Here is a 13573-nt window from a genome sequence, read left to right as displayed (position 1 = left end):
TTTTTTTGACCCGGTGGAAAAACTTTGATCTGGCGATTTTTTAGTCTTTCCACCGGGCAGAACTGCAAAAAAACTAGTCGATATTACAGCTTACGCCGGTTCCCCTGAGGCCGCAGTAGCCACCCGGGTTCTTGGCAAGATATTGCTGGTGATAGTCCTCAGCATAATAAAACGTTTCAAGCGGGCCGATCTCGGTGGTGATGGCGCCGGCATGGCCAGCCTCTTCCAGAGCCTGCTGAAATGCGTCTCGAGCTTTCTGTGCCTGCTGCAGCTGCCCTTCCGTCGTCGCATAAATGGCGGAACGATAGGTCGTGCCGACGTCGTTGCCCTGCCGCATGCCTTGAGTGGGATCGTGCTCCTCGAAAAATATCTTCAAGAGCGCCCCGAGCGAGATCACCGCCGGATCGTAGACAACCTTGACCACCTCGGCATGGCCCGTCTGACCCGTCGTCGTTTCCTGATAGGTCGGATTGCGGGTAAAGCCGCCGGCATAACCGACCGCCGTCACCCAAACGCCGGGCGTCTTCCAGAACAACCGCTCCGCGCCCCAGAAGCAACCCATGCCGAGATAGATGGTCTCGAAGCCATCCGGATAAGGCCCCTTCAGAGGTCTGCCGTTGACGAAGTGAAGTTCCGGCACAACGAGAGCCTCTTCACGGCCAGGCAACGCCGTCTCTTCGGTCGGCATCGTCGTTTTTTTAGAAAGCGTATCGAACAGGAACATTCGGTCCTCCATGCGGCCAGTTCCGCCGCTTCTCACGGTTCACATCCGCGGGCGCCAGCCCCGTCAGACCGCCAAACGTCTCGTCGCCTTGTATTTTCTGTAACCGGCCATCCAGCAGAGGAGGGACAGCGCGAGGAAAAAGGCAAATGCAGGCAGTGCCGACAGGGCATTTTCTATGAAGCGCCACGCTTCAGGGTGAATATAGTGAGCCAGAGACGCTTCCACCATGGTTCGCGAAGCAGGAAGAAGATAGTTCCAGACTGACAATATGCCGGTGATGGTGACTGATGACGTGGAAACAGAGCGGATCGAATCGAGCACACCCAGAAAAATCGCTGCGGCGAGGAAAAGAAAGCTCAAAAACCGCAAAAAAGCTTTCATTGGGATACCTCGCTCACGGTCGGCCGCTCACGGCAGCCACATTTTGAAACATTTCCTGCATGGATAAAGGCCGGAAAACGCGATTGCAATCGCATCGAAAGGCATGAAATTGCCGACAATTCAAAAAACTGTCAGATTCGTGTTGATCCCTGCGAATTCATCGGTATATATCGCGCCGTTCCAGTGATTTGCATTCTTCATGACATGCAGACTTGAAAAAGGACAGGTGGCCGAGTGGTTTAAGGCGCACGCCTGGAACGCGTGTGTGCGTGAAAGCGTACCGTGGGTTCGAATCCCACCCTGTCCGCCATTTCGCCCACTTCAAACCATTATAATGGCATCCCGGAAGTCCTTGTGCCTGCGGCGCCGGACGACTGCGCAGCATAGCGTCAAAGTCGCGTTTTTCGGCTTACGCAAGCCTTGATGGCTATGCATCTGCAAAGAAAGAGTTTCCGGCGCTTTTTTGCTGCCTTTCCCCTGCTCTTGCGCCTTGCAGCCGCAAAAATCGCTCCTTATATACGCCGCATAACAGCAGCGAAGGCTGCAAATCCAAGTCAAGGTGCTGTCAAAGGAATGCCTCACGGGGTTCAGACAGCGCGCTTCAAGGAGAGAAGAGCATGGCAAAAGTAATCGGTATCGACCTTGGCACAACCAACTCCTGCGTCGCAGTGATGGATGGCAAGGACACGAAAGTTATTGAAAACGCGGAAGGCGCACGTACCACGCCGTCCATGGTGGCATTTTCCGACGATGGCGAACGCCTTGTCGGCCAGCCGGCCAAGCGCCAGGCGGTCACCAATCCGACGAACACCCTGTTTGCGGTAAAGCGCCTGATCGGCCGCCGTTATGAAGACCCGACCGTCGAGAAGGACAAGGCTCTTGTTCCTTTCGAGATCGTCAAGGGTGACAATGGCGACGCCTGGGTGAAGGCGCAGGACAAGAATTATTCCCCTTCGCAGATTTCCGCGATGATCCTGCAGAAGATGAAGGAAACCGCTGAAGCCTATCTCGGTGAAAAGGTCGAGAAGGCCGTCATCACCGTTCCCGCCTACTTCAACGACGCGCAGCGCCAGGCAACCAAGGATGCCGGCCGCATCGCCGGCCTTGATGTTCTGCGCATCATCAACGAGCCGACCGCGGCAGCACTCGCTTACGGCCTCGACAAGAAGGACGGCAAGACGATCGCCGTTTATGACCTTGGCGGCGGCACCTTCGATATTTCCGTTCTGGAAATCGGCGACGGCGTCTTCGAAGTGAAGTCCACCAACGGCGATACCTTCCTTGGCGGTGAAGACTTCGACATGCGTCTGGTCGAGTATCTGGCCGGCGAGTTCAAGAAGGATCAGGGCATCGACCTGAAGAACGACAAGCTCGCTCTGCAGCGCCTCAAGGAAGCTGCTGAAAAGGCGAAGATCGAACTGTCGTCCTCGCAGCAGACCGAAATCAACCTGCCGTTCATCACGGCTGACGCTTCCGGTCCGAAGCACCTGACGCTGAAGCTGACCCGTGCGAAGTTCGAAAGCCTGGTCGACGACCTCGTGCAGCGCACCGTTGCACCTTGCAAGGCAGCGCTCAAGGACGCCGGCGTCTCCGCTTCCGAGATCGACGAAGTCGTTCTCGTCGGTGGCATGAGCCGCATGCCGAAGGTGCAGGAAGTCGTCAAGCAGCTGTTCGGCAAGGAGCCGCATAAGGGCGTGAACCCTGATGAAGTTGTTGCCATGGGCGCGGCCATTCAGGCTGGCGTTCTGCAGGGCGACGTGAAGGACGTTCTGCTGCTCGACGTGACCCCGCTGTCGCTCGGCATCGAAACGCTGGGTGGCGTCTTCACGCGTCTGATCGATCGCAACACGACGATCCCGACGAAGAAGAGCCAGACCTTCTCGACCGCCGAAGACAACCAGTCGGCCGTGACCATCCGCGTCTCGCAGGGTGAGCGCGAAATGGCGCAGGACAACAAGCTGCTTGGTCAGTTCGACCTCGTTGGCCTGCCGCCGGCACCGCGTGGTGTTCCGCAGATCGAAGTTACCTTCGATATCGACGCCAACGGTATCGTGCAGGTTTCGGCCAAGGACAAGGGCACCGGCAAGGAACAGCAGATCCGCATCCAGGCCTCCGGTGGCCTTTCTGACGCCGACATCGAAAAGATGGTCAAGGACGCCGAAGCCAATGCTGAGGCCGACAAGAAGCGTCGTGCGGGCGTGGAAGCCAAGAACCAGGCTGAAAGCCTCATCCATTCTACCGAGAAGTCGGTGAAGGAATATGGTGACAAGGTTTCCGAAACCGACCGCAAGGCGATCGAAGACGCCATTGCCACCCTGAAGACCGCGGTTGAGGCTTCCGAGCCTGACGCCGACGACATCCAGGCGAAGACCCAGACCCTCATGGAAGTCTCCATGAAGCTCGGTCAGGCCATCTATGAAGCGCAGCAGGCCGAGGCTGGCGATGCTTCCGAAGGCGGCAAGGATGACGTCGTCGACGCTGACTACGAAGAAATCAAGGACGACAAGAAGTCCGCATAATCGCGCGACTTTCCGTCTCCTGACAATTTATGCAAGACATCCGGCTGCCGCGTGCAGCCGGAAATCCATTTGCGGGGCTTGTTAACTGAATGGCGAAAGCAGACTTTTACGAAACACTCGGCGTCAGCAAGACTGCGGACGAAAAAGAGCTGAAAAGCGCCTTCCGCAAACTCGCGATGAAGTACCATCCGGACAAAAACCCTGATGATGCCGATTCCGAACGGAAATTCAAAGAAATCAACGAAGCATATGAAACGTTGAAGGATCCGCAGAAGCGCGCGGCCTACGATCGTTTCGGCCATGCGGCCTTTGAAAATGGCGGCATGGGCGGCGGTGGCGGCTTTGGCGGCGGCGGTTTCGCCAATGGCGGCTTCTCGGATATTTTCGAAGACATCTTCGGCGAGATGATGGGCGGCGGTCGCGCGCGCCGGTCTTCAGGCGGTCGCGAACGCGGTGCCGATCTTCGCTACAACATGGAAATCACGCTGGAAGAAGCCTTCACCGGCAAGACGGCGCAGATCAGGGTTCCGACCTCGATCACCTGCGACGTCTGTTCCGGCTCGGGCGCCAAGCCCGGCACGCAGCCGAAGACCTGCGCCACCTGCCAGGGTTCAGGCCGCGTGCGCGCCGCGCAGGGCTTCTTCTCGGTGGAGCGCACCTGCCCCACCTGCCATGGCCGCGGACAGACGATCTCCGACCCCTGCGGCAAGTGCCATGGTCAGGGCCGTGTAACGGAAGAGCGTTCGCTCTCGGTCAACATTCCCTCGGGCATCGAGGATGGCACACGCATTCGCCTGCAGGGCGAAGGCGAAGCCGGCATGCGTGGCGGTCCGGCGGGCGATCTCTATATCTTCCTGTCCGTGCGTCCGCATGAGTTCTTCCAGCGCGACGGTGCCGATCTCTATTGCACCGTGCCGATCTCGATGACGACGGCAGCGCTCGGCGGCACCTTCGATGTCACGACGCTCGATGGCACGAAGTCGCGCGTCACTGTTCCGGAAGGCACCCAACCGGGCAAGCAGTTCCGTCTGAAGGGCAAGGGCATGCCGGTGCTGCGTTCGGCGCAGACGGGCGATCTCTATATCCAGATTCAGATCGAGACGCCGCAGAAACTCAGCAAGCGACAGCGCGAGCTGCTGCAGGAGTTCGAGCAGCTGTCTTCCAAGGAGAATAATCCGGAATCGACGGGCTTTTTCGCCCGGATGAAGGAATTCTTCGACGGCTGAGTGCCGCCGTTCTTCACCAACAGAAACGCCGCCATCCCTGGGACTGGCGGCGTTTTCTTTTTGGGGTCAGCCTGAAAAGCCGCCCTCTTCCAGATATTGCCGCTCCTCCGGGGTCGTTTCCCGCAACAATATCTTGTTACGGTGCGGAAAACGGCCGAAACGTTCGATGATCTCGCGATGTTCTTCGGCGTGATGCAGATAAAGCCCGCCAAGCGGCCGATTGAGACGGCACGCCCGGTGCTGCGCCTCCAGATCTTCTGCGTGAGAAAACGGTAGATAGAAGAAGACCCGCAGATCCTCACTCACCGCCTGATCATGTCCGCACCGGATGGCTTCATCGGCCAAAAGCCGCGCCAGAGGATCGGTCGCATACATGTGGGCCGTGTCGCGAAAGCAGTTGCGCGGAAACTGATCCAGCAGCAGCATCAAGGCGAGGCTGCTCTCTGCACCCTCCAGCCAGCCATCCAGTTCCCGCCTTGCGGCAGCGAAATGAGCGTCACGGAACCGGTCGTGAAAGTGACTGTCGAAGGCGGCGTCCTTGTCGAACCATTTTTCCGGGCCAGCCTTCTTCCAGAAATCGACGATTTCTTCAGCGAGCTTGGCTGTGTCGTTTTTCATCCTGTACTCCCGTCAGTAATGCGGTGGCCTTGTGATGGCGGGCGCGTCCAATGACTGCTCCTCAAGACTCAGGAACCGCTCTGTCAGGCGATCAAGCTTGGCGCGGGTCTGTTCAACAACCTTCCACTGCTCCGCCAGCTGGTCGGACAGTTCCTCTATCACCTTCACCTGATGCGCGACCGTTTCCTCGAGCGCGATGATCCGTTCTTCGGTTTCCGACGTCATGGTGACCTCTCTTTCCAGCCCTTCCTTGGGCCTAAAGGCTCGCGAGTCAACCATATGTCGCTTTCGTGAAGCGAATTCGGCATGGCGGAAACAGAGACAGAAAAGCCGGCGATGGAGACATCGCCGGCCTTTTGAGTTTATCGCATTCTCAGTCTTCTTCTACGAAAACCTCTTCGCGCTTCTTCTTCACGCTGGGGAGGAAGACGATGATCAACACGGCGAGCGCAATGAAAAGCAGGGTTGCGCTGATCGGCCGGGTCACGAAGGTCGACGGATCGCCACGCGAGAGGATCATGGCGCGCCGCAGGTTCTCCTCCAGCAGCGGACCGAGCACGAAGCCCAGCAGCAACGGGGCAGGTTCGCAGCGCAGTTTCACCAGCACATAGCCGATGAAGCCGAAGAAGGCGACGGCATAGAGATCGAAGACGTTGGAATTGACGCTGTAGACCCCGATGGCGCAGAAGGCCATGATGATCGGGAAGAGCACGTAGTAGGGCACCGTCAGCAGCTTCACCCACAGCCCGATCAGCGGCAGGTTGAGGATGACGAGCATCAGATTGCCGATCCACATGGAGGCGATGATGCCCCAGAACAGCGCTGGCTGTTCGGTCGCCACATTCGGACCGGGAACGATGCCCTGAATGATCATCGCGCCGATCATCAGCGCCATTACCGGATTGGCCGGAATGCCGAGCGTCAGGAGCGGAATGAACGACGTCTGGGCGCCGGCATTGTTGGCTGATTCCGGACCGGCCACACCGGCAACCGCGCCGTGCCCGAATTCTTCCGGGTTCTTGGAGACACGTTTCTCCACGGTGTAGGAGGCAAAGGCGGCAAGGATCGCCCCGCCGCCCGGCAGGATGCCGAGAGCCGAACCAATGGCCGTGCCGCGCAGAACCGGCCCTACCATGCGCTTGAAATCATCCTTGGTCGGCATCAGGCCGCTAACCTTGGCGATCAGCACCGAACGGGTCCGCTCGTTTTCGAGGTTGCGCAGGATTTCGGCGATACCGAAGACACCCACAGCCACAGCCACGAAATTCAGGCCATCGGCATATTCGCGGATACCGAGGGTGAAACGCGGCGTGCCGCTATAGATATCCGTGCCGACGAGACCGAGCAGCAGGCCAAGCACGACCATTGCCAACGCCTTGACGATGGAGCCATGGGCGAGCGCGATGGACGACACAAGGCCGACGACCATCAGCGAGAAATATTCCGCCGCGCCGAATTCCAGCGCGATTGCCGTGAGCGGCGGCGCGAAGATCGCCACAAGGAAAGTGGACACCGTGCCTGCGAAGAACGATCCGATGGCGGCGATGGCAAGCGCTGCACCCGCCTTGCCCTTGCGTGCCATCTGGTAACCATCGATGGCGGTGACGGCAGAGGACGATTCGCCGGGCATATTGATCAGGATCGCCGTGGTCGACCCACCATATTGCGCACCGTAATAGATGCCGGCGAGCATGATCAGCGACGAGACGGGCTCAAGCTGGAAGGTGATCGGCAGCAACATGGCGATCGTCGCCGTCGCGCCGATGCCGGGCAGAACGCCGATGAGGGTGCCAAGCAGCACGCCGATCAGGCAGAAAAAGAGGTTTGCCAGCGACGAGGCGGTGACGAAACCGAGCGCAAGATTATCGAGCAAATCCATCGCTATACCTCAGAAGTTGAGCCAGGGGCCGAAGCGCTGGAAAGGCAGGCCAAGACCATAATTGAAAACAGCGACGGAAAAGACAGTGATAGCCGCGGAAAGAACGACCGCCATCAACGGGCTCATCTTGTGTGAGGCGAAGGACGCAATGAGCGCGCTGAAAAACAGCGCCGGCACAAAACCCAGGCCCCGAACAGTGAAACCGAAAAAAATCGGTGCAGGCAGGATGAAAAATATGCCGCGCCAGGCGATTGCGCCGATGCCCTCGCCAGCCGGCCGGGTTGCGCGCAGGAATATGACGCCGCCAAGCAGGATCAGGATGATCGCGAGTACCAGCGGGAAGTAGCCCGGCCCCATACGGAAGGCGGTTCCGATTTCCAGACCATAGGACTGCAAGGCAAAAAAGACGCCAAGCCCCATAAAAATTGCCCCGCAGACTGCTTCGGCAGGGTCATTAAATAACGACTTCATGAAAGATGCCCCTCCACGGCGGCCGACATTCAGCCGGTTCGCCTGTTAAAGTTGATCACGGTCGACCGGCGGCAGGAAACCGCCGGTCTTTCCGCGTTCATCAGTCGGCATATTGGCCGGCAGCCTCAATCACCGGCTTCCAGCGGGCGATTTCGCTCTCAAGCTTGGCCTTCAGCGCCGCCGGTGTCGCATCGCTTTCCGGCGACGGCGTAGTGCCGAGCTCCGCAAAACGCGCCGCGACATTCTTGTCCTTCAGCGCGATCTGCAGCGACTTGGAGAGCTTCTGGTTGATTTCCGCAGGCGTGCCCTTCGGCGTGTAGATGCCGTGCCAGATGCCGACTTCGAGTTTGGGCAAGCCAGCTTCGGCAACTGTCGGCACGTCCTTCAGCACATCCAGCCGCTTCGGCGAGGTTACGGCATAAGCCTTCACAGTGCCGCCCTGGATCTGCTTGGTGGTGTTGGTGGTCTGGTCGCACATGATGTCCACCTGGCCACCGAGCAGGTCGGTCATGGCAGGACCGGTGCCCTTGTAGGGAACGGTAACGAGCGGCGTCTCGATGGCGCTCATGAACAGCATGCCGCACAGATGAGAGGCCGCGCCGATGCCGGCATTGGCAACGGTGACCTTGTCCTTGTTCGCCTTGGCGTAATCGATCAGCCCCTTGAGGTCCGTGGTCTCAAGGTTCTTGCGCGACAGGATGGTCATCGGCACTTCCGTGACCAGACCAACATATTCGAAAGCACTGGTCGTGTCGTAAGCGAGCTTTCGATATAGCGTGGCGCTAGTCGCCATGCCGATGTGGTGGAGAAGGATGGTGTAACCATCGGGATCTGCCGAGGCAACGCGGCCGGCGCCAAGCGTGCCGCCGGCGCCGCCGACATTTTCCACGATGATCTGCTGGCCGAGATCCTTCGACATGGATTCAGCCACAAGACGCGCCACCGTGTCCGTCGGGCCACCGGCCGAGAAAGGCACGACCATGGTGATGTTACGCTCGGGATAGGTCTGAGCGGATGCGGACAGCGCGAAAAGGGAAACGGCAGCGGCGGCAGCAAGGCCGGAAACTGTCTTCAGTATTTTCATCGATTCCTCCCGGATGAAAATGATCGCCACTTCAGCCGCGCATGCTCCTCCATGGCGGCCGGGGTGACGATATTTGCGATCCCGAAGTGACATTCAGCAACGGCACTGTTGCGATGAAACGCAGTTTTATCCGTGTAACCAAAGTTAATGGGTGGATTTCAACCCATGACGGCCTAAAGATGGGTGGAAATCCACCCATCAGATCTCGGTCATATGCCGGTGAAGCTCGTATTTCTGCATCTTCTCGTAAAGCGTTTTGCGGGAGATGCCGAGGTTCTCATAAACGGATTTCAGATTTCCCCCATGGGCTGCGATGGCCTGCGCAATCAGGCTTTTTTCATATGCCGCGACCCTCGGGGCAAGAGCCGACCTGCCATCATCCTGAAACGCCGGCGACGCATCGGACACGTCGGTTTCCAGGCCCAGCGCGAAGCGGTCCGCAGCGTTGCGCAATTCCCGGACGTTGCCCGGCCATTCCCTGAGCGAAACAGCGGAGAGCAGGTGCTGCGGCACCTCCATATCCTCCCGCCCGTAGCGGGCGGCAGCTTCTCGTACCAGATGGAGGAAGAGCAGCGGAATATCCGCACTGCGCTGCGAGAGCGATGGCACGAGAATTGTCGCGACGTTGAGGCGGTAAAGAAGGTCGGCGCGAAAACGGCCAGCCGCAACTTCCTGTTCCAGATCTACCTTGCTGGTGGCAATGAAGCGCACGTCGAGTTCGACCGTTTCATTCGAGCCGAGACGGGTAATCACTCTTTCCTGCAGCACGCGAAGCAATCGGCCCTGCAGTTCGAAAGGCATAGAGCCGATTTCATCCAGCAGGATGGTGCCGCCGCGCGCGTGTTCGAACTTGCCATAACGCGGGCGCAGCGCGCCCGGAAAGGCGCCGGCCTCGTGACCAAACAACTCGCTCTCAATCAATGTCTGCGGAAGCGCCGCACAGTTGATCGCGACAAAGGGCCGGTTGGCTCTGCTGCTGATATCGTGCAATGCCCGCGCAACCACCTCCTTGCCTGCGCCTGTATCTCCGACGATCAATGTATCGGCATCCGTCGCACCGATGGCGCGAATGCGGTACCGCAGATCGACCATCACCTGGGTTCTGCCCGGCAGGCGCGTTTCGAGATCGTCATGCTTGCCCGCCACCGCCTTGAGACGGCGATTTTCCAGCACCAGCGCCCGCCGGTCATTGGCCCGCTTGATGATGCCCGCGAGATATTGCGGTGTGAACGGCTTCTCGATGAAATCATAGGCGCCATTGCGCATGGCGTTGACCGCCAGCTGAACATCCCCGTGACCCGTCATCAGAATCACAGGTATTTCCGCATCGAGCTCCCTCACCTTCTGCAGCAGCGTCATGCCGTCCATGCCGGGCATGCGGATGTCGCTGACCACGACACCATCAAAACTGTAGCCGATGAGTTCGAGCGCGTGTTCGGCGCTCGCCAGCATGGTAACGGCAAAACCGGAAAGCTCCAGCGCCTGGGCAGTGGAGAAGCGCAGTTCCTCTTCGTCATCGATCAGCAAAACCCGCGACATGGTCATTCCGCAGCCGCCTCCATGCGCCAGGCGGCGGCGGGCAATTCGATCTCGAATTCCGCGCCTCCTTCCTCATGATTTCTCACCCGCAACTGGCCGCCAAAATCCTTGATGATGTTATAGGAGATGGAAAGCCCGAGGCCGAGGCCACGCCCCACACCCTTGGTGGTGAAAAACGGATCGAAGATGCGATCCGAAATTGCCGGCGGAACGCCTGGTCCCCGATCGCGGATGAAGACGGAAACCGTCTGGCCGTGCTGTACGGCCTCAAGCGCGATGCGCCGATCCTCGCGCCCCTCCAAGGCGTCCGCCGCGTTGGAAATGATGTTGACGAGCACCTGCTGCAGCCGCACCGGACCAGCTTTCACCGCAAGTGGCACCGGGCCGAGATTGACATCCAGCACCGCATTGGCGGCCTTCAACCGGGCACCGACGATTTCAAGCGTGTCGCGAAGCACGGTTTCCAGGCTGACCGCAGTCATTTTTTCGTTCGGCTTTCGGGCGAAATTCCTTAGGTGCCTGCTGATCGAGGCCATGCGATCGATCAGCCCCGATATGCGCCTGAGGTTTTCCCTGACCTCGTCCAGCCGCCCGCGCTCTACAAGAAGCGACGCGTTTTCGGCATAATTCTTGGCTGCGGCAAGCGGCTGGTTGATTTCATGCGACAAGGCCGCCGACATCTGTCCGAGCGCCGCAAGCTTGCCCGCCTGCACCAGATCATTCTGCATCTTGCGCAATTGTTTTTCCGTCTGGCGACGTTCGGCGATTTCGTGTTCGATCTCCTGGTTCACACGCGCCAGATCGGCAGTGCGTTCCTCGACCCGACGTTCCAGCTCCGCCTGGGCCTCTGCCTGATGGGTCAGCCGTTCACGCAGCCGTCGCCGTCTCTGCAGCATCGCCGCGATCAGCGCGGCTGCCAGACACAGGCACAGGATGATCGCGATCATTGCCGTCTTCACCTGTGTCCGCAATGAACCGGTATCCATCAGCACGCTGACGGTCCATCCTGCATCCGCCATCGGCTGAGACAGGACCATATATTCCCTGTCCCCCTCGTTCTGGGTAATCGTCATCAGCTGATGAGAGCCGAAACTGCCGTGTTTCAGCGGCAGTTCCTTCAGTGTGGCATTGGCGTAACGGCGTGAGGCCTCGGTACGCGCCAGTCTTTCGGGCGTCAGCGGCATCAGGCCGGAGTAAAGCCATTGCGGCGTGCCGGTCATGAAAATGATGCCTTCGGGATCCGACACAAGAATACGGTTTTCGCCATCGCCGAAGGAGGCCTCTATGCCTTCGATGTCGACCTTGAAGACGATGACGCCCTTTATTTCCGCATTGAAGAGAATAGGCGCGGAGAAATAATATCCGCGCTTGTGCGAGGTCGTGCCGAGCGCGAAGAACCGCGACTGCAGGCCCTTCGCCGCATCCTGAAAATAGGGACGGTAGCTGAAATTCTCACCGACGAAGCTTGTCGGGCCATCATAGTTGCTGGCCGCGATTGTCTCGCCATCCAGAGTAATGATGTAGATATCGGAGGATTCCAGCAGGGTGTTGATGGATTTGAGGTAAACATTGGCGCGCTGTCGCAGGGCTTCATCCTTGGGATGTGCGACCAGCTCCTCAATGTCATCATGATCTGCAATCAAGGCAGGCAGCGGCTCGTAACGGTTCAACAGCCCGCCAAGGGCGGAGACGGCAAGCCGGAGCGTCGTGCGCCCCTGCTCGGACATTTCACCGAAATAGCTTTCTGCAATGACGCCGCTTCCTTTTGTCACGGCGCCGTAACCGAGGCCAAGACCGAGCATCATCAACAAAATCCAGCGATATTTCACCGAAACTCCCCTCACGCGGCAGGAATCTAACCCGCTCTCCCGAAGCGAGTGTAGGAGGAGTGACGAGATTTTCCAAGTGAGCGCTGGACACCGTGAGAGATCGCTAAAAACAAAAAACCGGCCACGAGGGCCGGTTTTTGCAAAGTCACGTCGGAAAAGCTTATGCGCTTTCCTTCGGCGTCAGAACCTGACGGCCGCGATACATACCGGTCTTCAGATCGATATGGTGCGGACGGCGCAGTTCGCCGGAGTTCTTGTCTTCAACATAGGTCGCAGACTTGAGACCGTCAGCCGAGCGGCGCATGCCACGCTTGGACGGGCTTGTTTTTCTTTTTGGTACAGCCATTTTTGTTACTCCACTTAAGCGGCGAAACAACGGAACCGGCCAGAACCAAAGGCCGAATGTCGGATGTCTCGATATCGGAAATTTGGCGCGCTTATACATGCCCAAACGGGCTTTGACCAGCCCTGACGCGCATTTTTTCCGATTCGGCAAAAACCATGCGGCAAACTGCCCTCAGGCAATGCCAATCATGCTTCACCTTCTATCGAAAACAACCAGCTCCTTGAAGTGGTTCATATCCCTGAATTCACAGAAAGCCGGCGGACGCATCTCCATAACTGGCGCCGCGGCACGCAGCTTTTCCAGTTCCTCGTCAAGCATCGCCTGCCAGCGCGGCAGGCACTCAGGCTTGAACCAGCTGATGATGTAGGACAGGGTGATGTGAAACTCGTAGCTGTCATGATCAGGATGGCGATAGCCGAAGAAATCGGCGAATGTATCCCGCCACAGGGCCACAATGCGATCATCCTCGGCGGTGGCTCCCGTCAGGACCAGACCTACCGGCCGCAAACCGGTGACCTGCATGTTGAATCCCGGCAGCGCCGGAAAAGCCGAAAGGCGGTCGCGATAATAGTCCGTCATCGTGTCGATCGGTGTATCAAGCGGCATTGTCTGCGGCCAATAGGGCAGAGCACGCCGAAACTCGATGATGCCCTGAAACACCGTCATGTGCAGGCTGGAAGCCGACGTGAAAGCAAGCTGGGATGCCTCCGGCATATCCAGGAAGCGCTGACGCGTCGCAATGATCGCGTTTTCGGTCTGCGAGCCCCCGACAAGATGGCAGACGACCGTATTGCCCGGCTCAGGCAGAAACTCACCATTCTCATTAAAGCGGCTGCCGAGATGGCGCGGCGGCTGATCATGACAGGCAGCAGAAATATAGCCGAGATCTTTCGAGACGAGCGGGGCGTGCATGGGAAACTCCTCGTGAAGCGTTTCCTCTAATCCGTGCACGCGACA

The 13573-nt window shown here is 58.6% G+C and carries 13 protein-coding genes and 1 tRNA gene; 3 read left to right on the top strand and 11 right to left on the bottom strand.

Annotation, left to right across the window (positions count from 1 at the left end; all coding sequences use genetic code 11):
* Nucleotides 1-73: 73 nt before the first annotated feature.
* Complete coding sequence (gene msrA / locus HQN82_RS12675; protein WP_112766027.1) at nucleotides 74-724, bottom strand: peptide-methionine (S)-S-oxide reductase MsrA; 651 nt, start codon at nucleotides 722-724, stop codon at nucleotides 74-76.
* A 63-nt stretch (nucleotides 725-787) separates the two neighbouring features.
* Nucleotides 788-1105, bottom strand: coding sequence for a hypothetical protein (locus tag HQN82_RS12670; RefSeq protein ID WP_006699814.1), 318 nt, complete (start codon nucleotides 1103-1105; stop codon nucleotides 788-790).
* Between the two features lie 220 nt (nucleotides 1106-1325).
* On the opposite strand from HQN82_RS12670, the gene HQN82_RS12665 reads away from it, so the two are divergent.
* The 3 genes from HQN82_RS12665 (at nucleotide 1326) to dnaJ (ending at nucleotide 4850) form a co-directional block, all read left to right on the top strand.
* Nucleotides 1326-1415 (top strand) — tRNA-Ser (locus HQN82_RS12665).
* A 307-nt stretch (nucleotides 1416-1722) separates the two neighbouring features.
* Nucleotides 1723-3624, top strand: coding sequence for a molecular chaperone DnaK (dnaK, locus tag HQN82_RS12660; protein WP_004439158.1), 1902 nt, complete (start codon nucleotides 1723-1725; stop codon nucleotides 3622-3624).
* 89 nt (nucleotides 3625-3713) lie between these two features.
* Entirely contained in the window at nucleotides 3714-4850 is a 1137-nt protein-coding gene (gene dnaJ / locus HQN82_RS12655) for a molecular chaperone DnaJ (protein ID WP_004439156.1), read from the top strand.
* A 66-nt stretch (nucleotides 4851-4916) separates the two neighbouring features.
* On the opposite strand, the gene HQN82_RS12650 is transcribed toward dnaJ, so the two are convergent.
* The 9 genes from HQN82_RS12650 to HQN82_RS12610 form a co-directional block, all read right to left on the bottom strand.
* Entirely contained in the window at nucleotides 4917-5468 is a 552-nt protein-coding gene (locus HQN82_RS12650) for a DUF924 family protein (protein ID WP_107339867.1), read from the bottom strand.
* A gap of 12 nt (nucleotides 5469-5480) precedes the next feature.
* Nucleotides 5481-5693, bottom strand: a complete 213-nt coding sequence (locus HQN82_RS12645; RefSeq protein ID WP_006699817.1) for a SlyX family protein — start codon at nucleotides 5691-5693, stop codon at nucleotides 5481-5483.
* A 148-nt stretch (nucleotides 5694-5841) separates the two neighbouring features.
* Nucleotides 5842-7347, bottom strand: a complete 1506-nt coding sequence (locus tag HQN82_RS12640; protein ID WP_004439149.1) for a tripartite tricarboxylate transporter permease — start codon at nucleotides 7345-7347, stop codon at nucleotides 5842-5844.
* Between the two features lie 9 nt (nucleotides 7348-7356).
* Nucleotides 7357-7818 carry a tripartite tricarboxylate transporter TctB family protein gene (locus tag HQN82_RS12635; RefSeq protein WP_004439147.1) on the bottom strand — a complete coding sequence of 154 codons (462 nt, stop codon included), beginning with the start codon at nucleotides 7816-7818 and terminating at the stop codon, nucleotides 7357-7359.
* A gap of 100 nt (nucleotides 7819-7918) precedes the next feature.
* On the bottom strand, nucleotides 7919-8902 hold the full coding sequence (locus tag HQN82_RS12630; protein WP_173614935.1) for a tripartite tricarboxylate transporter substrate-binding protein: 984 nt from the start codon (nucleotides 8900-8902) through the stop codon (nucleotides 7919-7921).
* Between the two features lie 198 nt (nucleotides 8903-9100).
* On the bottom strand, nucleotides 9101-10447 hold the full coding sequence (locus HQN82_RS12625; RefSeq protein ID WP_004439142.1) for a sigma-54-dependent transcriptional regulator: 1347 nt from the start codon (nucleotides 10445-10447) through the stop codon (nucleotides 9101-9103).
* Nucleotides 10444-12246 (bottom strand): sensor histidine kinase, encoded by a 1803-nt coding sequence (locus tag HQN82_RS12620; RefSeq protein WP_173615020.1) that lies wholly within the window; start codon nucleotides 12244-12246, stop codon nucleotides 10444-10446. Before HQN82_RS12620 ends, HQN82_RS12625 begins: the two co-directional genes overlap by 4 nt.
* A 184-nt stretch (nucleotides 12247-12430) precedes the next feature.
* Nucleotides 12431-12616, bottom strand: coding sequence for a 50S ribosomal protein L32 (rpmF, locus tag HQN82_RS12615; RefSeq protein WP_003507205.1), 186 nt, complete (start codon nucleotides 12614-12616; stop codon nucleotides 12431-12433).
* A gap of 192 nt (nucleotides 12617-12808) precedes the next feature.
* Nucleotides 12809-13528 (bottom strand): DUF1868 domain-containing protein, encoded by a 720-nt coding sequence (locus HQN82_RS12610; protein WP_112766023.1) that lies wholly within the window; start codon nucleotides 13526-13528, stop codon nucleotides 12809-12811.
* Nucleotides 13529-13573: the final 45 nt, after the last annotated feature.

This window comes from Agrobacterium pusense (assembly GCF_013285525.1).
In the GTDB taxonomy this organism is placed as follows: domain Bacteria; phylum Pseudomonadota; class Alphaproteobacteria; order Rhizobiales; family Rhizobiaceae; genus Agrobacterium; species Agrobacterium pusense.
Note: the sequence above shows the minus strand (reverse complement) of the source record. Positions and strands in the feature narration are given on the sequence as shown.